Origin of the sequence: Undibacterium sp. KW1 (assembly GCF_009937955.1) — a bacterium.
Classification (GTDB): domain Bacteria; phylum Pseudomonadota; class Gammaproteobacteria; order Burkholderiales; family Burkholderiaceae_D; genus Undibacterium.
Genome location: NZ_AP018439.1, coordinates 2,435,348 through 2,457,014, shown reverse-complemented (window position 1 = coordinate 2,457,014; position 21,667 = coordinate 2,435,348). Strand labels below are relative to the sequence as shown.

Annotated in this window: 20 protein-coding genes; 1 reads left to right on the top strand and 19 read right to left on the bottom strand. The window is 50.4% G+C overall.

Annotated features, from left to right (window positions below):
* Window positions 1-148 precede the first annotated feature (148 nt).
* From der to surE, 14 genes are all read right to left on the bottom strand, one after another.
* Entirely contained in the window at window positions 149-1,492 is a 1,344-nt protein-coding gene (gene der, locus UNDKW_RS11040; RefSeq protein WP_162041075.1) for a ribosome biogenesis GTPase Der, read from the bottom strand.
* Window positions 1,493-1,497: 5 nt separating this feature from the next.
* Complete coding sequence (gene bamB / locus UNDKW_RS11035; protein ID WP_162058723.1) at window positions 1,498-2,658, bottom strand: outer membrane protein assembly factor BamB; 1,161 nt, start codon at window positions 2,656-2,658, stop codon at window positions 1,498-1,500.
* Window positions 2,659-2,670: 12 nt separating this feature from the next.
* Window positions 2,671-3,327, bottom strand: coding sequence for a tetratricopeptide repeat protein (locus UNDKW_RS11030; protein ID WP_162058722.1), 657 nt, complete (start codon window positions 3,325-3,327; stop codon window positions 2,671-2,673).
* 42 nt (window positions 3,328-3,369) lie between these two features.
* Window positions 3,370-4,728 (bottom strand): histidine--tRNA ligase, encoded by a 1,359-nt coding sequence (hisS, locus tag UNDKW_RS11025; RefSeq protein WP_162058721.1) that lies wholly within the window; start codon window positions 4,726-4,728, stop codon window positions 3,370-3,372.
* A 14-nt stretch (window positions 4,729-4,742) separates the two neighbouring features.
* Window positions 4,743-6,020, bottom strand: a complete 1,278-nt coding sequence (gene ispG / locus UNDKW_RS11020) for a flavodoxin-dependent (E)-4-hydroxy-3-methylbut-2-enyl-diphosphate synthase (protein ID WP_162058720.1) — start codon at window positions 6,018-6,020, stop codon at window positions 4,743-4,745.
* Between the two features lie 2 nt (window positions 6,021-6,022).
* Window positions 6,023-7,087, bottom strand: coding sequence for a RodZ domain-containing protein (locus UNDKW_RS11015; protein ID WP_162058719.1), 1,065 nt, complete (start codon window positions 7,085-7,087; stop codon window positions 6,023-6,025).
* Entirely contained in the window at window positions 7,080-7,871 is a 792-nt protein-coding gene (gene pilW / locus UNDKW_RS11010; protein ID WP_162061887.1) for a type IV pilus biogenesis/stability protein PilW, read from the bottom strand. The genes UNDKW_RS11015 and pilW overlap by 8 nt, the downstream gene beginning before the upstream one ends.
* Before the next feature lie 11 nt (window positions 7,872-7,882).
* Window positions 7,883-9,043: a 23S rRNA (adenine(2503)-C(2))-methyltransferase RlmN gene (gene rlmN, locus UNDKW_RS11005; RefSeq protein WP_162061886.1), complete on the bottom strand. Its 1,161-nt coding sequence runs from the start codon at window positions 9,041-9,043 to the stop codon at window positions 7,883-7,885.
* 86 nt (window positions 9,044-9,129) lie between these two features.
* Entirely contained in the window at window positions 9,130-9,555 is a 426-nt protein-coding gene (gene ndk, locus UNDKW_RS11000) for a nucleoside-diphosphate kinase (RefSeq protein WP_162041069.1), read from the bottom strand.
* A gap of 223 nt (window positions 9,556-9,778) precedes the next feature.
* Window positions 9,779-11,113 carry a 23S rRNA (uracil(1939)-C(5))-methyltransferase RlmD gene (gene rlmD, locus UNDKW_RS10995; protein WP_162058718.1) on the bottom strand — a complete coding sequence of 445 codons (1,335 nt, stop codon included), beginning with the start codon at window positions 11,111-11,113 and terminating at the stop codon, window positions 9,779-9,781.
* A 138-nt stretch (window positions 11,114-11,251) separates the two neighbouring features.
* Window positions 11,252-12,313 carry an RNA polymerase sigma factor RpoS gene (gene rpoS / locus UNDKW_RS10990; RefSeq protein WP_370529111.1) on the bottom strand — a complete coding sequence of 354 codons (1,062 nt, stop codon included), beginning with the start codon at window positions 12,311-12,313 and terminating at the stop codon, window positions 11,252-11,254.
* 173 nt (window positions 12,314-12,486) lie between these two features.
* Window positions 12,487-13,440 carry a peptidoglycan DD-metalloendopeptidase family protein gene (locus UNDKW_RS10985; RefSeq protein WP_162058717.1) on the bottom strand — a complete coding sequence of 318 codons (954 nt, stop codon included), beginning with the start codon at window positions 13,438-13,440 and terminating at the stop codon, window positions 12,487-12,489.
* Between the two features lie 42 nt (window positions 13,441-13,482).
* A complete protein-coding gene (locus UNDKW_RS10980; protein ID WP_162058716.1) occupies window positions 13,483-14,352 on the bottom strand; it encodes a protein-L-isoaspartate(D-aspartate) O-methyltransferase in 870 nt (289 codons plus the stop codon).
* Window positions 14,349-15,086: a 5'/3'-nucleotidase SurE gene (gene surE / locus UNDKW_RS10975; protein ID WP_162058715.1), complete on the bottom strand. Its 738-nt coding sequence runs from the start codon at window positions 15,084-15,086 to the stop codon at window positions 14,349-14,351. The genes UNDKW_RS10980 and surE overlap by 4 nt, the downstream gene beginning before the upstream one ends.
* A 105-nt stretch (window positions 15,087-15,191) precedes the next feature.
* On the opposite strand from surE, the gene UNDKW_RS10970 reads away from it, so the two are divergent.
* A complete protein-coding gene (locus UNDKW_RS10970) occupies window positions 15,192-16,172 on the top strand; it encodes an NADPH:quinone oxidoreductase family protein (RefSeq protein WP_162058714.1) in 981 nt (326 codons plus the stop codon).
* Between the two features lie 52 nt (window positions 16,173-16,224).
* On the opposite strand, the gene UNDKW_RS10965 is transcribed toward UNDKW_RS10970, so the two are convergent.
* The 5 genes from UNDKW_RS10965 to gspE all read right to left on the bottom strand — a co-directional run bounded on the left by UNDKW_RS10965 (window position 16,225) and on the right by gspE (window position 21,664).
* Window positions 16,225-17,475 carry an HD-GYP domain-containing protein gene (locus tag UNDKW_RS10965; protein ID WP_162058713.1) on the bottom strand — a complete coding sequence of 417 codons (1,251 nt, stop codon included), beginning with the start codon at window positions 17,473-17,475 and terminating at the stop codon, window positions 16,225-16,227.
* Window positions 17,476-17,577: 102 nt separating this feature from the next.
* Entirely contained in the window at window positions 17,578-18,402 is an 825-nt protein-coding gene (locus UNDKW_RS10960; protein WP_162058712.1) for a uracil-DNA glycosylase, read from the bottom strand.
* Window positions 18,399-18,998, bottom strand: coding sequence for a type II secretion system protein N (locus UNDKW_RS10955; protein WP_162058711.1), 600 nt, complete (start codon window positions 18,996-18,998; stop codon window positions 18,399-18,401). Before UNDKW_RS10955 ends, UNDKW_RS10960 begins: the two co-directional genes overlap by 4 nt.
* 10 nt (window positions 18,999-19,008) lie before the next feature.
* The gene (gspF, locus tag UNDKW_RS10950) at window positions 19,009-20,229 is read right to left on the bottom strand and encodes a type II secretion system inner membrane protein GspF (protein WP_162058710.1); all 1,221 of its coding nucleotides are present in this window, start codon (window positions 20,227-20,229) and stop codon (window positions 19,009-19,011) included.
* A 4-nt stretch (window positions 20,230-20,233) separates the two neighbouring features.
* Window positions 20,234-21,664: a type II secretion system ATPase GspE gene (gspE, locus tag UNDKW_RS10945; RefSeq protein WP_162058709.1), complete on the bottom strand. Its 1,431-nt coding sequence runs from the start codon at window positions 21,662-21,664 to the stop codon at window positions 20,234-20,236.
* Window positions 21,665-21,667: the final 3 nt, after the last annotated feature.

Below are 21,667 nucleotides of genomic sequence, written 5' to 3'. Positions count from 1 at the left end.
TACAAGTATTCCCAGAAGTTGATTACAAAGTAATGTAATCTATTTTCATCTTAATTGCATATCTCTTGCTTAAATTTCACTGCAAAAGGAGATCAACCAAGCATTTTCTTACATTTTAATACTTGCCAGCAGACTTAACTGAACGAGCTTACTTCGACGACTTGTCAAACGGATTCTTGCCAGAACGCATTTCTATTCGCAAAGGAGTACCAGTGAGTGAAAACGTTTCGCGGAAGTGTTTTTCGAGATAACGCTTATACACATCACCCACTGCCTCAAGTGCATTGCCGTGAATGACAATAATAGGCGGATTTTGCCCACCCTGATGCGCATAGCGCAACTTGGGACGGATAGAGCCCTTGCGCTTGGGTTGTTGATGTTCTACTGCTTCAATCAGGGCACGTGTGAGTTTGGGCGTAGATAAATTAACCATCGCAGCAGCATAAGCAGCATCAATGGATTTCATCAGAGGACCTATACCAGTCGATTTCAAGGCTGAAATGAAGTGGAATTTGGCAAATGTCAGGAAATTCAGTTTGCGCTCTATGTCCATCTTGATCTCATCGCGCCTGTCACTTTGCAAACCATCCCACTTATTGACGCCAACTACCAGCGCACGACCAGATTCCAGGATGAAGCCTGCAATATGGGCATCCTGCTCTGAAATGTCCTGCTGTGCGTCCAGCAACAACAAGACTACGTTGGCTTCCGACACCGATTGCAGGGTTTTAACGACAGAGAATTTCTCTATGGCCTCAAAAACCTTGCCACGGCGACGTATACCAGCGGTGTCAATCAGGGAATAATGCACGCCATCACGCTCGAAAGGGATTTCTATCGAGTCGCGAGTGGTACCAGGCATATCGAAAGCGATGACCCGTTCTTCACCCAGCAGGGTATTCACGAGTGTCGATTTACCGACATTGGGACGGCCAACGATGGCAATCTTGATGCCGCGAACCTGGGATTCAGGCTCTTCAACTTCCTCAGGGCGCTGGGCGAAGGCGATATCAACCATTTCTTCGACCAGATCTGCTACACCATCACCGTGTGCGGCAGAGATCACATAAGGATCGCCAAGACCCAGTTCATAAAAATCTGCAGTGACCGAGGTATATTTCATGCCCTCGGCCTTATTTACCACCAGCATGACGGAGCGGCCTGATTTGCGCAGGAAATCCGTGATGGTTTTGTCATGCGGTGTCAGACCCTGACGACCATCGACGATAAAAACAACAACATCTGCTTCAGCCACAGCCTGCTTGGTCTGCTTGGCCATTTCATGCATGATGCCTTCTTTGGCGACAGGCTCGAAACCGCCAGTGTCAATCACCAGAAAAGGGCGTTCACCAACACGGCCTTCGCCGTAATGCCTGTCCCTGGTCAAGCCAGGTAAATCTGCGACCAAAGCGTCGCGTGAACGGGTGAGCCGATTGAACAGCGTGGATTTGCCGACGTTAGGTCGGCCTATAAGTGCGATAACCGGCTTCATTATTATTACTCGGTTGCAAGAGCAACCACTGATCCTGATTTTGTTTGAACGATCAGTTTAGCATCGACCACCAAAGGCGCTGCTAAAATCTGACTACCATCGGTAGTAACACGTCCGATGAAAGAACCATCTTCCCTTGACAGGAAGTGGACATAACCTGCGAAATCGCCGACCGCAACTGCACGGTCATACGAAATTGGTGCTGACAAACGACGATAGCTGAGCTTGTCATTCCGCCAGGCACTTGCGCCACCGTTGCGGGCAAAGGCATTTACGGCACCAGCAACATCTGAGGCAAACACAAAGCGCTCGTCAACACTGACACCAACCTCGCTGGACAAAGGTTTGGCCCAGCGCAAAGCACCGGTAGCCACATCAAAACAAGCCACCCTGCCCTGATAAGAACTGGCACAAATATCGTTACCCAGGATCACTGGCGCACCCGAAACGTCGGCGACACGCTCGAGTTCAGTAGCACCCTTGGGCTCGCCGACTGTTGCCTCCCAGCGCAAACCGCCATTATTCAGCGCCAGTGAAGACATACGTCCACCCGGCATGGCGACAATTGCCTGCTGCCCCTGCATCACGATGCCAGGAGCAAGACGCAAAGTCAAAGGAGGCAAAGGACGCTCTATTGACCACTTGCGTTCACCGTTAGTGAGATCATAAGCACTGACCTTGTTGTCTATACTGCGAACCACAACCAGACCCTGACCAACCGCTGGGGCAGATAAAATTTCATTTGTACTCTGGGTTTTCCAGCGCAATTTGCCGTCCAGATCAAATGCCAATACCTGGCCTTTTTCACCTGCAACAGCAACAGTTGTACCATCAACGCCAACACCTGCCGTCAAACGGGTACCCGCATTGATACGCCAGACCGTGCGGCCAGTCGCCACCTCTATGCGTGCCAGCGTGCCGTCAGCCGCAGCCACATAGACATTTTGCGCATAGGCTGCAGGAGTAAAGAGGTAGTTACCCGCAGTACCAATTGCCACTGTCCAACTGGGTTTAATCGCCAGACTGGACTTGATCTCAGTCAAAACTGCTGGCTGATTTTTTGCGTCAGATTTAGATGAAAATGGATTCAGCGAAGACAGCGTGGAACAGCCCGTCATTGCCATGAATACAGATGACGCAACGAGCAGTTTGGCAGAAAATTGCATATATGATTCCCCTTATTTACTGACAACTTTAGTATCTGCCGCACCACCGATGACATCCAGCTTCATTTGCAAAGCCTGACGACCTGGACTTTTATCTGCCATTTTTTCCAGCGCTGACTTATACACAGTACGCGCATCTTCGATCTTGTTTTGCGCTACATAGACATCGCCTTTGGCATCCAGCACATCAGCATCGAATTGTGCGGGGAAAGTACCTGACAATTGCTTCAGGGCCTCGTCATAGGCTTTTTCATCCAGCGCTATACCAGCCAGGCGTATTCTTGCCACAGCCTTGTATTCATCAGCCTTGGAAGTATCTGCCACCCATTGCAACTGGCTCTTGGCAGCCTTCAGATCGTTCGCATCAAATGCGCTCTTGGCTGCTACCAGCGCAGCCATAGGTGCATATGAAGTAGAAGCAAATTTGGCTTTCAAATCCTCTGTCACTGCCAGCACCTTGGCATTGTCTTTGGCAACAACCGACTTCTGCATTTCTTCATACAACTGAGAAGCTTGCAAAGTCTGGGTGTTTTGACGCGATGTCCATGCGGTCCAGCCAGCATAAGCAGCAAGGGCAACGATCAGCCCCCAGGTAGCCATGTTGCCGTATTTTTTCCAGATTGCCTTGAGGTTATCTAACTGCTCTTGTTCTTCTAAATCGTATGCCATAGTATCTTTGTCTATCTATGTTATAAATATTTTTAATATGGATTAATGGTGTACATGGTGATGATGAGGATCATCACAGCAATCTGCTTCAGCGCTACCGGCAATTTGATCAACCAGGTAATCCACCGCAGTATCGAACGGGACGTTAACCTGATTATTTTCAGCGTCAGCCGCGCGCAACTCCTTGATACTCACTGTATTATTATTTGCCTCATCTTCACCGATGATGACAGCATAAGCCGCACCGCTGCCGTCAGCCTTTTTCATCTGGGATTTGAAACTGCCTACGCCATTGGCAGTTGCGCAATGTAACACAACATCCAGACCTGCATCACGCAAACGCTCACTTAATACCATCGCCTGCATTTGTGCTTCTGCTCCCTGATGCACCAGATAAGCATCGCACATTGCAGGCTGATGTACGTCGCCATTGGCTTTCATCAATTCCAGCAAACGTTCTATGCCCATGGCAAAACCACAGGCTGGTGTTGGCTTGCCACCAAAAATACCAAACAAGGCATCATAACGACCGCCAGCACAAACTGTGCCCTGGGAACCGAGGTCGTCAGTGACCCATTCAAAGACAGTGCGGTTATAGTAATCAAGCCCACGCACCAGACGCGGATTGATGGTAAATGGAATGCTGTTATGACGCAAAATCTTTTGCACGCCTTCAAAGTGGGCCAGTGACTCTGCACCCAGATAGTCGAGCAATTTAGGTGCCGCATTGACCATCTCTTGCATGGCAGGATTTTTGGTATCCAGAATACGCAAGGGATTCGTCAGCAAACGCCTTTTTGCTTCGGCATCCAGAATGTCCTGATGTTGTTCAAAATAAGCGATCAACGCGGCCTTGTGCTGATTGCGTTCTTCTGCATCGCCAATGGAATTCAATTCCAGACGCACATTTTGCAGCCCCAGGTCATCCCAGAAACGCTGACACATCATAATCAGTTCGGCATCAATGTCCGGGCCGGTGAAGCCCAGCGCCTCAGCGCCCACCTGATGGAATTGACGATAACGACCACGCTGCGGTTTTTCATGACGGAACATGGGACCGGTATACCACAAGCGCCTTGGACCATCGTAAATAAGATTATGTTCAATCGCAGAACGTACGACACCGGCGGTACCTTCCGGGCGCAAAGTCAGCTTGTCGCCATTCATGGAATCTTCAAAGGAATACATTTCCTTTTCGACGACATCCGTTACTTCACCAAGGCCACGCGCGAACAAATTAGTAGGCTCGACAATAGGTGTACGGACTTGCTGGAAGCCATAACTCTTCAATACAGATTGCACAGTATTTTCAAACAACTCCCACAACGGGGCGTCATCCGGTAAAAGGTCATTCATCCCTTTCACACCAGCGATTTTTTCTGCTTTTTTTATTTCCGACATACTTGCTACCTGATTTAATTATTTGTTACGCCATGCACCGGGGCATAGTGGCTCTTGACATAGTCCAGCACAATTTCCTGGAACTCTTCTGCAATACGGTCGCCGCGCAAGGTGAGCGCCTTGGCACCATCAATAAAAACTGGCGCAGCCGGTGATTCACCCGTACCTGGCAAACTGATGCCAATATTGGCGTGCTTGGATTCACCTGGGCCATTAACGATACAGCCCATGACGGCGACATTCATATTCTCTACCCCTGGATACTGACTCTTCCAGACTGGCATTTGATTCCGCAGGAAACTCTGGATATCATCAGCCAGTTCCTGGAACACAGTCGAGGTAGTCCTGCCACAGCCGGGGCAAGCAATGACCATGGGCGTAAATTTTCGCAAACCCATAGTCTGCAAAATTTCCTGACCAACGACAACTTCCTTGCAACGGTCACCACCGGGCTCCGGTGTCAGGGATATGCGTATGGTGTCGCCTATGCCCTCCTGCATCAATACCGACAATGCTGCAGTCGAAGCGACGATGCCTTTACTACCCATGCCAGCCTCGGTCAGACCAAGATGCAAGGGGTAATCGCAACGTGCTGCCAGTTCGCGGTAAACGGCGATCAAGTCCTGCACACCTGAGACTTTGCAAGACAGGATAATCTTGTCACCTGCCAGACCCAGTTCTTCAGCTTTTTGCGCACTTTCAATCGCAGAGGTGATCAATGCCTGATACATCACGGCTTGCACACTCCATGGCTGAGCACGCTTGGCGTTATCATCCATGATGCGAGCCAGCAAGGCCTGATCCAGGCTACCCCAGTTGACACCGATGCGCACTGGCTTATCGTAGCGGCAAGCCATTTCTATCATCTGGGCAAACTGGGTATCGCGTTTGGCGCCCTTGCCTACATTGCCAGGATTAATCCGGTACTTGGATAAGGCTTTGGCGCAATCAGGAAAGTCATTCAACAGCGTGTGGCCGTTGTAATGAAAATCACCTACCAGCGGCACATCTATGCCCATCCGGTCCAACTGTTCACGTATCGCTGGTACGGCTGCTGCCGCTTCTGCGTTATTGACCGTGATGCGCACCAACTCAGAACCAGCCCGCGCCAATTCCTTGATTTGAATTGCAGTACCTATCGCGTCAGCAGTATCAGTATTCGTCATGGATTGCACCACGACAGGTGCGCCGCCACCTACCAGAACTTCCCGGTTGCCATATACCACTTTGGCAGCACGGGATGCACGCCTGAGCTTAGGACCAGAACCGATTTCCGATAAAAAATCCGTCATCTTTACTTCACATTCAAATTAATGACATTACTATCCTTGCCAGGCGCAATCTCCATGGATTTGCCACGCAACCAGCCATCCACACCTGCAGCATTACCTATCCTGAGCTGCAAAGCCTCTTTCATGTCAAACACCTCTTCAGTGCCCGCTTTGGCGAGATGAGAAGTCACAATACTGCCATTTTCACGCTTGACCTGTATCCAAGAGTCTTGCCTGAATTTCAGTTTCAACTGATTATTTCCCGCATCTGCCACTGCTGGCGCGGCAACCGCAACAGGCACGGAAACCGGGGCCGGAGCTACTGCAACCACAGGAGCTGAAGCCAGGGCCGAAGCTTGTTGAGCAACCGCTGGCGCAGACACCGGAGTTTGTACATCCTGATCCACTTTGGGTGGAGGAACGATATCCTGAGCTTCTGGTTTTGCACCATTGAGCGTACCAAGCACTGTGGGAATAGTCGATGCCGCTGGCTTATCAGCTTCTGGCTTGATAGATGCCGCGCCTGGATTTTCAACAGGTTTTTCAGGCTCTGCTTCAGTCGTTTTTTTTGCAGACTGCCCTGAGATCAGGCTCTTGATGTAATCGTTTTGCTCCAGCTTTTGCACCGCCACAAAGATCAGGGCACATGCAGCCAGCACTATCGCACCTATCACATACTTGCGATTATTATTACTATCCTGACGTCCCAGAAAAGGCGTACGAGACTCCATGAAAGGTGTCGCAAGGGTAGGACGCAAATCTGCATCCAGCCCAGACAGGCCCTTTTCTGCAGGGAGGCAGTCGATCACTGGCGCAGGGTCAAGCTTGAGAAGTTTCGCATAAGAGCGCACAAAACCTCGCACGATCACCATCTTGGGCAAATCATCAAATTGATTACTCTCCAGCGCAAGTATCTGGCGTTGGGACAATTTGAGTTGATCCGCCACCTGCTGCACACTCAAACCGAGTTGAACGCGCGCAGCAGACAATTGAGAACCGGCAGTCTGCACTACAGACAAAACCGCTTTAGTCTCAGATATCTCGGAAGCCAAAGGTTCTACAGGTAGATTCGCGCCCGCATCACTCATCAAACACTCCACGTTGATACAGAGAAAATTCTGTTGAATTAGGATGGCGGCGACGCAGTTGCGTAGCCAGACTATTTACCGCAGCCTCATCACCCAATTTTTTTTCAATTTTGATGGCAAGCCAAAATACATTTGCTGCCAACACGTCCAACTTGAGTACACGGCCAATATAAAACTTCGCCTGTTTATATTCACCGCGTTTGTAAAGCACATCGGCCAGATTCGCATTGATTTGCGGATTGCCAGCATCTTCACGCAGACCCTGCATGAAATAGCGTTCTGCAGCAAGCGTATCCTTGATACGCAAACTGCACAATCCAGCATTATTCAATGCCTTAGCTGGCGCATTATAGGCGGGATCCTTGACAGCGCTCTCAAGATACACAAGCCCTTGTTTCTCACGTCCGTTCATACACAAGAACCAGCCATAATTATTGCCAATATCACTATTACCTGGTGCGAGTTTCAGTGCATGCTGAAAATTATCTTCGGCCAGTTGCTTCTCACCCATATCCATGAAGATAAGTGCCCGCAGGCTGAAAGCATCAACCAGATCAGGCGCAATCAATAACGCCTGACGAATCTCTTCAAGAGCAACCTTCTGCTGCCCCTGCTGATAATAACCAACAGCCAGCTCCATGCGTATGGATGCACGTTTTCGCGCATCCTGCTTTTCGGCAGACATGTTTTGATCTGGCCTATCACCCTCCAGGCTCTTGGATGCACATGCTGACAAAGAAAGTGCCAGCACCACCAGCACTCCATTCAAAAAACATTGACGCATTTGAGAAATTTTCACTGAGTGATCTCCACGATCTTGCCAAAATTTTCGCCAAACTTCTTTTGATATTCCGCCATTTTTTGCATGCGCTCTTGCACACGCGTTCTGTCCTGCACTTCACCAGCCAGTTGACCACAAGCCGCATCGATATCATCGCCACGGGTTTTACGGGTGGTTGTTACCAAGCCTGCGTCGAGCAAAATCTGGGCAAATGCCTTGATACGCGGATTCGCTGATCGTTTCAGGCCAGATTCCGGGAAAGGATTAAAAGGAATCAGATTGAACTTGCACGGCACATCACGCACCAGCTCGATCAACTCCCTGGCATGCGCATCAGTATCATTGACACCATCCAGCATGCAATATTCAAATGTGACAAAGTCGCGCGGCGCAAACTCCAGGTAGCGCTTGCAGGCCGCCATCAACTCCTTCAATGGATGCTTCTTGTTCAGTGGTATCAGGCTGTCACGCAAAGTATCATTTGACGCATGCAGGGACACCGCCAGTGCCACCGGACATTCTTGCGACAGCTTGTCTATCATGGGAACCACACCACTGGTAGATAGCGTCACGCGGCGACGCGACAAGCCATAAGCATTATCATCGAGCATGAGACGCAAGGCAGTCACAGTTGGTTCAAAATTCAGCAAAGGCTCACCCATGCCCATCATGACCACATTGGTGATCTGACGCTCACCTTTAGGGCCAGGTGCAATACCTTTGGTCTTGCGCAATTCAAATTCTGCCATCCAGAGCTGGCCTATGATTTCGCCTACACTCAGGTTGCGGTTAAAACCCTGCTTGCCAGTAGAACAGAAACGGCAATTCACCGCACAACCAGCCTGGGTAGAAATACACAGGGTGCCACGGTTTTCTTCAGGGATAAATACAGTTTCTACAGCATTACCCTGGCCGACATCAACCAGCCATTTTCTCGTGCCATCTGCAGAGGTATGGTCACTGATCACGGCGGGAGCGGCAATCATCGCCCGCGTAGCGAGCTTCTCGCGCAGGGATTTCGCGAGGTCTGTCATTTCATCAAACGAACTGGCACCAAACTGGTGTATCCAGCGTTGCAATTGCTTGGCACGAAACGGCTTCTCACCCAAGTCACCGCAATATGCGACGAGCTGCGCTGGATCCAGATCCAATAAATTTGTGAGTACCGTCATGATCTTCTCTTTCGCACCTCAAACAGCACCAGACTGTATGAGGTGCATATCTTAATTCTTTATTCTGTTACATGCAGACAAAGTCTGAATTAACGGGAATAAACGTTCAACGCCGGGAAGTAGTAAGCAATTTCCACAGCAGCTGTTTCTGGAGCATCAGAACCGTGAACAGCGTTAGCATCGATAGAGTCAGCGAAATCAGCGCGGATTGTGCCAGCTTCTGCTTTCTTAGGATCTGTCGCACCCATCAGGTCGCGGTTTTTCAAAATTGCGCCTTCGCCTTCCAGAACCTGGATCATCACTGGACCGGAGATCATGAAATCAACCAGATCCTTGAAGAAAGGACGTGCGCTGTGAACAGCGTAGAAACCTTCAGCTTCAGCACGGGACAACTGCGCCATACGGGCAGCAACTACTTTCAGGCCAGCGCCTTCAAAGCGGCTGTAAATTTGACCGATGACGTTTTTTGCAACTGCGTCAGGCTTAATAATAGACAATGTACGTTCGATAGCCATCTAAAAACTCCAATAAAAAGAAAGGGTTAAGAAAAATTTCAAGAATTCATCTAACCTTAGATTTTACCATGAAACCACCAGCTCAGATATGTCTTTCAAGAAATACAATTGGTCGCAGACTGAATCAATTGAACTTATGTCATCTGAAGCAGGGATTTCATTGCAATAAGGCAAATCCATCAGAGATGGGCAATCATAACGACAGATTTGTTATTGCAAAAATCTAGATCAGATCAAAAACTGCCATGGATTCCACGTGAGAGGTATGCGGGAACATGTTAATGACACCAGCACTGCTAAGACGATAACCAGCCTGATTCACCAGCATGCCAGCATCCCTGGCCAGGGTGGAAGGGCTGCATGAAACATAGACCAGACGCTTGGGCTTTAATTCAGGCGCGATATCACCCAGATCAATCAAAGCCTGACAGACAGCCATGGCGCCATCGCGCGGCGGATCGATCAGGAAACGATCAAATTTACCAAGCTTGACGAAGTCTTGTGCCGTCACCTCGAACAGATTGCGCGTACTGAACGAGGTCTTGGCCGCCAGACCATTGTGTTTTGCATTTTCCAGAGCACGCTCAGTCAAGGTATCACTACCCTCTATACCCACAACCTCTCTTGCCAGCGTGGCGATAGGCAGGGTGAAATTGCCCAGGCCGCAGAACAGATCAGCGATACGCTCATCTTTTTGCACATCCAGCATGCGCAAAGCGCGTGCGACCAGTACCCGGTTGATATGATGGTTCACCTGAGTGAAATCAGTCGGCTTGAACGGCATTTTGACGCCAAATTCTGGCAACAGATAATGCAATTCGCTAGTCACAGGGTAGTATGGCGCGGCTGTTTCCGGCCCCTTGGTTTGCAACCACCATTGCACCTGATATTGATCAGCAAATGCCTTCAACTTGACTTCATCTTCTTTGGTCAATGGTGCCATGATGCGCAATACCATGGCAGTCACGCCCTCACCTATTGCCAGTTCGATTTGCGGCAAGGCTTCAACGATGGACAGCGAAGCCACCAGGCCACGCAAAGGCATGAGCATGGCAGACACATGCGCAGGCAAGATGTCACAGGTTTCCATATTCGCGACATAACGCGATTTTTTCTCATGGAAACCAACAAGTACCGTGCCCTTTTTGATCACATGGCGCACAGACAGACGTGCGCGGTAGCGGTAACCCCAGGTCGGACCTATGATGGGCCGGAGCATGATTTCGGATTTAACCTTGCCAATATGCCAGAGGTTGTCTTCCAGCACACGCTGCTTCATGGCAACCTGGGCGCTGGCATCCAGATGCTGCATGGAACAACCGCCGCAAGTGCCAAAAAATTCACATTTAGGCTCCACCCTTTGCGAAGATTCGCGTACCAGGCTCATCATGGTTGCAGCTTCCCAACTGGCCTTCTTTTTGTAGGTACTAAACTCAACCAACTCACCTGGCAGCGCACCATCAACAAACACCACCTTACCAGTGGAACCATCTTCATTTTGCAAGTTACCGACGCCACGTGCGTCCATATCCAAAGAGCGAATTTCTATTGTATTCATGGAAATTAACGGTGCGAGATATATCGCGCCGGGAGGAAGTGAGATTTAAAAGACGGAATTATAAGAGATGCGCGGACGCGCACCTCAAGAAATATGCGAATTGAACTGGCTGCTATAACTTAAGATGCCGCCAGCCAACTAAAGCACAGAGTCACGACCCACGCCACGTGAAGCAAACGAACGCTTTAGTTTGATCAAAGCCTCCTGCTGTATCTGACGCACACGTTCACGGGTAATCCCCATTTCATCGGCCAGGGTTTCCAGAGTTGCCGGATCATCATTATCAAGTCCAAAGCGGCGCACGATGACGATACGTTGCTTGTCAGGCAATTTTGACAGCCAGTCCCTGACCAGGATCGTCATTTCATGCTGCTCGGCACGAATGTCTGGCGCATCATCACTATCACCTGGCAGCATATCCATGAGACTGGACTGGGGATCATTGTCAAGTGGCGTATCCAGCGAGGTGGCATGCTCGGACAGGGTCAGAATATCCTGCACTTCATCAACTGGCCTGTCGACCAGCAGGGCAATATCTTCCAGTGCCGCATCCCTGCCATCGCGCCTTTGCGATTCAAGATGGTACTTGGCCCGTAGTATCTGGTTCAGTTCACGCACCATGTGCACAGGCAGACGTATGGTCCTGGCCTGGTTCATGATTGCGCGCTCTATACTCTGGCGTATCCACCAAGTTGCGTAGGTCGAAAAACGAAAGCCGCGTTCGGGCTCGAATTTGTCGATGGCATGCATCAGACCCAGATTACCCTCTTCTATCATGTCGAGCAAAGCAACGCCACGGTTGATATAGTGTTTGGCAATCGACACAACCAGGCGCAGATTGTGCTCTATCATTTTTTGCCTGGCCTCAAAATTACCTTGCTTGGCCAGAGTCGCATAATGCAGCTCTTCAGCAGAGGCAAACAATGGCCGAGTACCTATCTGATTCAAATAGTATTGCGTGGTATCTGTAGAAAGCTCGGCAGCAAGTACGTTTTTCAGCTCATCAATAGGGGCAACAATGAGCGCCGCAGGATCTTCACTTTGCTCGTCCTGCCCCTCCTGCGCCAGATCAGCCGCATCATCCATATCCACAGCATCCGAGGCAGGATGCGCATCACCATCAGCGCCGTCCGGCGACATATCCGGCTCATCGCTAGCGGAAGAATTTTCCAACTTGTAGGTGCTTAAATTGTTATGCATGATCTGAGCTGGTTTGCGAATCCGGTAAGTGAGTCCTGCTTGAACAAATTATTGTCGAAAATGGCAATATTAATTTACCAATACAGTTTTTCTGGAATTACCCTACATAAAAAATGTCAATTTACGCAAAACATCGGCACTTGCTGCATCTTCACAACAAAGGCGCGCAAAAGCTAGCGGGCTGGCAGATATCTTGCCGGATCAACCGGCTTACCCTGGACCCTGATCTCAAAATGCAGCTTCACCGTATCACTGTCAGAATTTCCCATTTCAGCAATTTTTTGCCCTTTGCTTATACTCTGCCCTTCCTTGACGAGTATGGATTTGTTATGCGCATAGGCTGACAGCAAGGTGCTGGTATGCTTGATAATCACCAGATTACCATAACCACGGATGCCACTACCTGCGTACAAAACTTTACCGGCACCTGCGGACAATACATCCTGCCCCATCTTGCCAGCGATATCGAAGCCTTTATTCTTAACATCGTCAAATGTCGCCAGGACTTTACCGTCAGCCGGCCACATCCAATCCACACTTTCGGTTTCAGCCGTAGCAGGTTCTGCTGCCTTGGCTGGTACAGGACTTTCAGGCTTAATGACTGGCACTGTCGGTGCAACCGAGGCGACTACCGTGGCATCTGCCTTCTGCAACTCAGCGAGATTAGCCTCTGAATATGGCCGCTTGTCGCCGCGCGGGCTGGTTTTGTTGGTAGCTGCGTTCACTGGCAAAGGTTTGACTTCAATTCCGGCATTTGGTGCCACACCCGTAGTTTGCGCCCCCTGGACAGCGTCCGGTGGAGCAACCCGCAGAACCTGCCCCACTTTGATGTCGTTCGGGTTTTTCAAGTCATTCCAGGCAACCAGGTCACTATAGCTTTGCCCATGATCAAGTGCGATTCTGTACAGGCCATCACCACGTTTGACCACATAGGTACCGCGAGTATTATCGGGAGCCTTCACCACTGGCTTGACAACCTCAACGACAGGAGGAGGATCAACTGGCTTGGGATCAAAGCCCCGCTCCACAACTGGCGCCTTATTCTGGACATTGGTGGTACATGCAGTCATGACCGCCAAGACTGTTATGGATAAACCAGTTTGTAGTATTTGCTGTATTTTCTTCATTTCTGTTTTAATCTATCAAATTCATTGTTGCCATGGGCAAAGCTAAATTACGCCGGGATGCAAAGGCACAAAATGGCAGGATTCGAGCACAGAACTCTTCCATTCATAATTGGATACACGTTCTATCAATTGCAACACCTGATTACGCCCGCCCACAGGTGCAACCAACCTACCACCTACCCGCAACTGTTTTAACAGGGCCTGCGGCACTTCCATTCCCGCTGCTGCCAATATGATACCGTCAAAAGGGGCCTCGCCCGGCAAACCCTGCATGCCATCGCCATATAAAAGCCGGATATTAGCGATACGCATGGGACGCAGATTGCTTTTGGCCAGTTCATGCAAGGCCTTGATACGCTCTATGGAATATACCTCTTTGACCATCACAGACAGGACGGCTGCCTGGTAACCGCAGCCAGTACCAATCTCAAGTACACGCTCCAATTTGCCACCATTACGCATGATTTCCAGCATACGGGCCACAATATACGGTTGCGAAATGGTCTGGTGATGGCCTATGGGCAGGGAGGCATCCACATAGGCCTGGCTGGCCATGCCAGATTCCAGAAACAAATGTCTGGGCACGGCTTGCAAAGCTGCCAGCACAGTCGCATCCTTGACCCCTTGTTGCGCAACCCGAGCGACCATGGCACGCCTTACGCCTTCAGACACCAGGGGGCCAGACAATAAAGAAGGCGACAAACCTGCGGAAGAACCTGCAGCCCCCTGCGGTACATTCAATTGCTGGGATTTTGCAGCTTTAGCTGCAGCCACACCACTTAAATGATGGGCGGCATTGCGCATGGCAGTTTGCGGCATCGCGGTATGCCGCACTGCCCCACCACCGGCCTTGTCTTTTTGATTGACCACAGAAGACAAGGGCAAAGGAAAGCGCTTATCCTTGGTTGTCATGCAAAATCCATATCCAGGTCAGCCAACTGGCGGGTATTCGTCAAATCTATTTGTAAAGGTGTTACCGAAACAAAATGCCTGGCCGTCGTATCAAAATCCGTCCCCGCGCTGGCATCCCGTGCTGCTCCTGGCGGGCCTATCCAGTAAATATCCCGACCGTGCGGATCAGTCATGTGGATGACAGGCTCAGAAGTATGACGCTTACCCAGGCGCGCCTTGCGCACTCCCTTGATGTCTTCAAACGGCAGATTAGGAATATTCACATTCAGCAGGAACGGTCTGGCCAAGTCTGAGAAACCACGCTTCACCATATCCAGCGCAATGCGTGCTGCTGCATCCAGATGCGTCCAGCCTTTTTCAGTTTGCGAAAAGGCAATTGCCGGGATACCAAACAAAAATCCTTCAGTCGCTGCGGCTACGGTACCAGAATACAAAGTATCGTCCCCCATATTCTGCCCCTGATTGATACCAGAAACGATCAGGTCAGGTTTTTCTTTCATGATGGCGGTCAGGGCGATGTGCACGCAGTCAGAAGGAGTACCATTCACAAAGTAAAAACCATTGCTGGCTCTTTGCACACTCAAGGGCCGGTCCAGGGTCAAGGCATTCGATGCCCCGGAACGGTTACTATCGGGAGCCACCACGGTAATCTCGGCAATTGATGCCATGGCCTCAGCGAGCGCCACGATGCCAGGAGCCAGATAACCATCATCATTACTGATCAGAATTTTCATGTTTTGTATTCTACCTGATGCTGAAATATAAATTTCTACAGAGAACAGATTTTTACGGCATAATCACAAAATCAAACGGTCGTACTATTTTATGGAGACATCAAAATGAAAGCTGTTGTTTGCAAGGAGTGGGGATTGCCAGACACTTTGGTGATAGAAGATTTACCAGATCTGGTGCCAGCACCTGGCCAGGTGGCCATCAATGTCAAGGCAGCAGGCGTCAACTTCCCTGACGTATTGATCATACAAAACAAGTACCAGTTCAAACCTGAACTGCCATTTACGCCAGGCAGCGAATTGTCCGGGATAGTCTATGCCGTTGGTGAAGGTGTCAGCCATATCAAGGCTGGCGACAAGGTGATTGCCTTTATTGGTAATGGTGCGTTTGCACAACAGGTCGTTGCCCCTGCCAATGCCGTCATGCCCATGCCACCAGGTATGGACTTTGACGTTGCAGCAGCGATCACCCTGACCTATGGCACTTCCCATCACGCAGTGGTAGATCGTGCCCAGTTAAAAGCTGGTGAAACCATGCTGGTATTGGGCGCTGCCGGTGGTGTCGGACTTGCCGCCATAGAAATTGGCAAGGCTCTGGGTGCCCGTGTCATTGCAGCAGCATCGACCGATGAAAAACTCGATATCTGCAAGCAGCATGGTGCCGATGTCACTATCAACTACAGCAATCAGGATTTGCGCGAAGCCATCAAGGCCGCTACAGATGGCAAAGGCCCGGATGTGATTTATGACCCGGTCGGTGGCATTTACGCAGAACCAGCTTTTCGCTCCATAGGCTGGCGCGGTCGCTATCTGGTGGTAGGTTTTGCCAATGGCGAAATACCCAAGCTGCCATTGAATCTGACCCTGCTCAAAGGTGCTTCTCTGGTTGGTGTTTTCTGGGGTGAGTTTGCCAAGCGTGAGCCTAAAGCCAACCTGGCTGCCATGCGTGAGCTGATGGGATGGCTGCATGAAGGAAAAATAAAGCCACATATCTCTGCCCGCTATGCACTCAAAGACACACCAGCAGCCTTGAACGACCTGGCAGCCCGCAAGGTGACAGGCAAGATCGTCATACAACCTGAACAATAAAGTCCGGGACCTCGCCTGCGTGCGAGGTCTTTTCCCAAAAAGGGACTACTTGTTAGCGGTTGTTGGCAGCCTCACCGAGCCAATAACGATTGATGTCCTTGATACCCCATTTGGCAGCATCTTCACGTGAGGCGATCTTGTCATTCATTCCCGGACGTGACAAGTCAATCAGTTCTGGAGCAATGTAGGCCATAGATTTAACAGAAAAGAATACTCTGACCTTTGGCAATAACAGAGACTTGCCAACCTGTTGTTCAACGACGACAGCCAGCCTGCCAGACTCCAGCTTGACCATTGTACCCACAGGATAAATACCTATACTTTTGACAAAAGCCTGAAATACTTTTTCATCAAAATGACCGCTACTCCACTCAGCCATTTTGCGCAATGATTCAGCAGGGCACCAGCCTTGTTTATAGGGTCGATCTGAAGTAATCGCGTCATACACATCGCATACCGCCCCCATACGTGCGTACAAACTGATCTCATCTCCCTTCAGACGTCTTGGGTAACCGGTACCATCAATTTTTTCATGATGATGCAGGCATACATCCAAGGCAATTGCGCTGACACCCTTGGCCTCTTTCAACATTTTGTAGCCAGCTACTGGATGCTCCTTGACGGAGACAAATTCAGCTTCCGTCAATTTTCCTGGTTTGTTCAAAATATCAGCATCCACCATCATCTTGCCTATATCGTGCAACAAGCCAGCCAGACCGGCTTCCCTGGTTGCCTCTTCAGACAAGCCCAGTTGCTTGGCCAATGCCACCATTAGTGCGCATACGGCAATCGAATGCATATAGGTGTAATCATCCTTGGTCTTGAGTCTGGCCAAACCTATCAGGGCACCAGGATTGCGCATGACGGAATCAGCAATTTCTTCCACCATGTTCTGGGCATTACCGACATCTACCGCCTTGCCCATGCGGGCTTCACTGAACATGCTGAACACGGCTTGCTTGGATTTGCTGACAATGGCAGAAGCACGCCCCAGTTCGTCATCCATGGAGGCTGAGGTGATCTGGCGCGGCGATGGAGCAGGCTCTGGCAACGGTTCTGGCGCAGGCTCGGGTTGCGGCTCTGGCTCGGCGACCGTTTTTTCTACCGCTTCGGGCAGGACATCAAGGCCCTTGCTGACATCAATCCAGGCATGACGGATTTTGGTTGCCTGGATTTTTTTTAACTCTTCAATTTCTCCAAGCAAGAAAGACTTTTGCCAGAATGGCGTATCTATCCAGGAACTGCACAGTTCCTGCACATACATGCCAACCCTCAGTTGAGCGACTTCAATTTTCTTCAACATAGGCAGGGGAAAGTTATGAATTGGATAAGCAAAAAAGGCTTCAATACGTGTCACCCAATTATTCTACAAAGCTCGTCCACAAGCCAGTAGTAAAACCGTATATTACAAAATTTTTCCTTCAGGCAAGTTACCCAATAAATTCATAGGACGGAAAAAATCCTGCATTGTCTTGTTAGCAATAAAACTCAGGTTGTAGGGATGCTCAGCACTGATCTGCTCGTACAGTGCGGTCTCGGGCATGAGACGAAGCTGCTCGGCAATCTTACCCCACAAGACTAACACTGCCTTTTGCTTTTTGTGCGAACTTTGATATTGATCTAGCGCAGATAAAACAGTTTGCAAAAATGGCTGCCATGCTTTTGCATCTTTTACCGGAGCTGTGTCTTCACGAAATACCAGACTGGCATTCAATAGTAAAAATCCTTGTGCAATGAGCTTGTGTTGTAAATCGTCCAGCGTCTGTATAAAACCGCCCTCAGGCAAACGCGCCTGTGTGGCAACAGCAGCCATGGCGTCACCAGCAGTTGCCTCTTGCTGCAAATGACCAGAAGCGACCAGCAACATCTTCATGAAGTTTCTGAGTGACGTGGCGCGATTGACTTTCTTGGATAAGCCACCGCCCTCTTCATCAGACCACAAGCTTTTTACCGCCCCGTCCATGAAACAATAACCTGTAGCACTGTCTACCCTCGGATAAGGTCCCTCACCCATCAGGATGTAACGTACATCATCCATAGGCATGGAGAAGGCAGCAAATAATCTGGCCTGGTTGGGCAGATAGTCAGACTTGGTCAAACCCGGGAAATAATCCGGATTGGCTTCATGCACTCGCTGCAATCCCCTCTCTATGACAGGCCGCCAGGATGAGTGTGACTGTTCTATCGCCAGACGCACATCTTCTGGGCACACATCTTGCCATGAACTCATTGCTGCCCGCCCGGCATTGCAGATGGCAGAGAGGCCGTAGGCAAGCCAGGTGTCACCATAGGTGGTGGCGGGCTGCTGATAGGTCCGCCTGGTGCATCATTGTGCTTGGCAGAAGGAAATGCGACAGGCGCCACTTGTGGCGGCACTGTATTGGACTGATTCAAGGGCGGTATTTGTACCGGACCACGATTCATATCCGGCATTTGCGGCAATTCTACGCGGCGCATGATGCCGGATTCAGACACCATCACATATTTTTCATGCACTTCTTTCAGGAGCACGCCAGGAGCAACCTCCTTATCCATGGCCACAGCTACAGCTGGTTTTCCGTTGGCACTGATGATGGCCAGGCTTTTCTCAGCCTGCTTTGCCAGCACAATGCCTTTTAACTGGTAATTGGTGGCAGTAGCTTGCGCGACCTGGCTATTACCGAAAATACCACCCCATTGCCCAGTACCTGGTTCATAACTGTTTTGCTGAAACCCGGCAGCAACCGCCCTTGCCTGCGGCTTGAATAAACGCAGCGCCCAAAAACTCAATGACGCACATAGTGCGATAAACAAAAGAAATGTCACAAGGACAGGTAAGCGTTTCATTTTTATCCTTTTAGCGTACCAATTGATTTATTTCTATGATAGGCATCAGTACCGCCAGCACGATGAGCAAGACGACGATCCCCATGGTCAGGATCAATACCGGCTCCAGAAAGCCAGCCATGGTCATTGCCCGGCGCTCAAGGTCCTGCTCCTGGGTATTTGACGCGCGCTCCAGCATGGCGGGCAATTCACCAGTCACCTCACCAGCTCTGATCATGTGTATCAGCATAGGTGGAAAATGCTTGTGTGCGGACAAGGCGCGCGCCAGACTGACGCCCTCCCTGACACTGGCCGTTGCCTCTTCCACCTGCGCACGCATGGCCACATTGGACAAGGTTTCGCGGCTGGTTTGCAGGGCCCGCAAGATAGGCACACCTGAGCCAGTTGTAATCGCCAGGGTACTGGCGAACCTTGCCGTATTCAGGCTGCGTTCAAACTTGCCATACAAAGGTGCGTGCAATAACCAGCGATGCCAGCGCATCTTGAAATCAGGATTACGCAAAGCCAGCCGCCACAGGGAATAAGCAGCCACCAACAGAATTGCAACGATCCAGCCATAAGCCCGCACAAAATCTGAAATTGCCAGCATCACCAGTGTCAGGAAAGGTAGCTTCTGCTTGGTATTGGCAAAGACAGAAACAATTTGTGGCACCACATAAGTCAACAAGAAGATCACGATGGCAAAAGCCACCACCGTCACGATTGCCGGATAAGTAAATGCCAGCCTGACTTTTTGCACCAGCGCATTACGTCTCTCTATGTAATCAGCCAGTCGCGACAACACCCGCGACAGATGGCCGATATGCTCGCCCGAAGCCACGAGTGCGCAATAGATATCAGTAAAATCATTGGGATGCTGCTTCAGCGCGTCAGACAGGGAATTACCGGCCATGACTTCCGAGCGTATAGAACCGACCAGGTCACGGACATAAGTGCGCTCTGATTGCTCCAGCAAGGCAGACAGGGATTGCTCAAGCGGTAAGCCAGCCTCCAGCAAGCTGGACAATTGCCTGGTAAACAAGGCATTTTCCACAGTAGAAAGATGATCGGCAAAGAAGCTGGTCTTGCGCTTGCCACCCGCATCCATTTGATTGGCAATGGACTCTACAGTAACCGGCACCAGGCCCTGAGCTCGCAAGTCACTGCGGGCAGCCCGGGCACTATCGGCATTTAATACGCCTTTACTGGTATGGCCTGAGTTATCAACAGCCTCATATCGAAATGCTGGCATGTACTTATTCCTTAGTCACGCGCAACAATTCTTCTGGCGTAGTAACACCAGTTTTCAGCCAGCGATCACCATCTTCACGCATGGTTTTCATGCCATCCGCCTGGGCTGCCGCACGTATTTCTGCTTCTGCCGCCTCATGATGTATCTGGGCACGAATCGCGTCCGTGGTTTGTAATAACTCATAGACACCAACGCGCCCCTGATAACCGGTATGACCGCAATGCTCGCAACCGACCGCATGCCACGCACCATCTTTTTCAACACGGCAATGGATACACAGTTTACGTACGAGTCGTTGCGCGACAACACCCAGCAATGAAGAAGACAACAGGAAAGGTTCTATCCCCATATCCAGCAAACGTGTCACTGCGGCGGCAGAATCATTGGTATGCAGGGTTGCCAGCACCAGATGGCCTGTCAAAGAAGCCTGCACGGCAATTTGCGCAGTTTCCAGATCGCGTATCTCACCTATCATGATGACGTCAGGATCTTGCCGCAAAATTGCCCGCAAGGCTTTGGCAAAAGTCATTTCGATTTTTGCATTGACCTGTGTCTGGCCTACACCGGCCAATTCATATTCGATAGGATCTTCTACCGTCAGGATATTGGTGGTACCGGCATTTACCCGTGACAGCGCTGCATACAAAGTGGTGGTCTTGCCCGAGCCAGTTGGCCCGGTCACCAGCACGATGCCATGCGGCTGAGCAATCAGCTTGTCGAATTGCGTCAACACATCGGCGCTCATGCCCAGATGACTCAAATCCAAACGTCCCGCTTCTTTATCCAGCAAGCGCAATACAGCACGTTCTCCGTGGCCGGTTGGTAAAGTGGATACCCGCACATCAACAGGCTTGCCACCTATGCGCAAGGTAATGCGACCATCCTGCGGCAGGCGTTTTTCGGCAATATCAAGCTGCGCCATGATTTTGATACGTGAAATCAGGGAAGCATGGATTGCCTTCTTCGGACGCACCACGTCACGCAAAGCACCATCGACGCGGAAACGCACGACAGAAATCTGTTCGAACGGCTCGATATGGATGTCTGATGCGCCATCACGCAGGGCCTGCGTCAGCAGCGCATTGATCATGCGTATCACCGGCGCATCATCAGCCGACTCCAGCAAGTCCTCAATCGCTGGCATATCCAGCATGAGTTTGGCCAAGTCCAGGTCAGACTCCACTTCGCCGACGACATCGGCTGCATCACCACCAGAACCGGCATAAGCCTTGGCGATTGCCTCGGCTAACTCAGTATGCGGCAGCATGACCAGTTTAACCTTGCCAAACTTGCGGCCGACTTCAGATATCGCTGCAGACGGCGTCATCTTGGAAATCTGGATTTCTACGACGCCATTGATGACAGCATTGTCTCTGACTGCCAGCACAGAGAAATCCCTGGCAAAACCATAAGGCAATAAACGATGATCAAGCATGGC

Excerpts from the sequence above, each read along its gene's own strand:
- rlmD (WP_162058718.1), bottom strand. The coding sequence starts at position 11,113 with ATGAATACAATAGAAATTCGCTCTTTGGATATGGACGCACGTGGCGTC.
- gspE (WP_162058709.1), bottom strand. The coding sequence starts at position 21,664 with ATGCTTGATCATCGTTTATTGCCTTATGGTTTTGCCAGGGATTTCTCT.
- hisS (WP_162058721.1), bottom strand. The coding sequence starts at position 4,728 with ATGTCGGAAATAAAAAAAGCAGAAAAAATCGCTGGTGTGAAAGGGATG.
- UNDKW_RS10985 (WP_162058717.1), bottom strand. The coding sequence starts at position 13,440 with ATGAAGAAAATACAGCAAATACTACAAACTGGTTTATCCATAACAGTC.
- UNDKW_RS11030 (WP_162058722.1), bottom strand. The coding sequence starts at position 3,327 with ATGGCATACGATTTAGAAGAACAAGAGCAGTTAGATAACCTCAAGGCA.
- surE (WP_162058715.1), bottom strand. The coding sequence starts at position 15,086 with ATGAAAATTCTGATCAGTAATGATGATGGTTATCTGGCTCCTGGCATC.
- UNDKW_RS10965 (WP_162058713.1), bottom strand. The coding sequence starts at position 17,475 with ATGTTGAAGAAAATTGAAGTCGCTCAACTGAGGGTTGGCATGTATGTG.
- UNDKW_RS10955 (WP_162058711.1), bottom strand. The coding sequence starts at position 18,998 with ATGAAACGCTTACCTGTCCTTGTGACATTTCTTTTGTTTATCGCACTA.
- ispG (WP_162058720.1), bottom strand. The coding sequence starts at position 6,020 with ATGACGGATTTTTTATCGGAAATCGGTTCTGGTCCTAAGCTCAGGCGT.
- UNDKW_RS11015 (WP_162058719.1), bottom strand. The coding sequence starts at position 7,087 with ATGAGTGATGCGGGCGCGAATCTACCTGTAGAACCTTTGGCTTCCGAG.
- bamB (WP_162058723.1), bottom strand. The coding sequence starts at position 2,658 with ATGCAATTTTCTGCCAAACTGCTCGTTGCGTCATCTGTATTCATGGCA.
- UNDKW_RS10980 (WP_162058716.1), bottom strand. The coding sequence starts at position 14,352 with ATGACAACCAAGGATAAGCGCTTTCCTTTGCCCTTGTCTTCTGTGGTC.
- gspF (WP_162058710.1), bottom strand. The coding sequence starts at position 20,229 with ATGCCAGCATTTCGATATGAGGCTGTTGATAACTCAGGCCATACCAGT.
- ndk (WP_162041069.1), bottom strand. The coding sequence starts at position 9,555 with ATGGCTATCGAACGTACATTGTCTATTATTAAGCCTGACGCAGTTGCA.
- UNDKW_RS10970 (WP_162058714.1), top strand. The coding sequence starts at position 15,192 with ATGAAAGCTGTTGTTTGCAAGGAGTGGGGATTGCCAGACACTTTGGTG.
- rpoS (WP_370529111.1), bottom strand. The coding sequence starts at position 12,313 with ATGCATAACAATTTAAGCACCTACAAGTTGGAAAATTCTTCCGCTAGC.
- pilW (WP_162061887.1), bottom strand. The coding sequence starts at position 7,871 with ATGCGTCAATGTTTTTTGAATGGAGTGCTGGTGGTGCTGGCACTTTCT.
- UNDKW_RS10960 (WP_162058712.1), bottom strand. The coding sequence starts at position 18,402 with ATGAGTTCATGGCAAGATGTGTGCCCAGAAGATGTGCGTCTGGCGATA.
- der (WP_162041075.1), bottom strand. The coding sequence starts at position 1,492 with ATGAAGCCGGTTATCGCACTTATAGGCCGACCTAACGTCGGCAAATCC.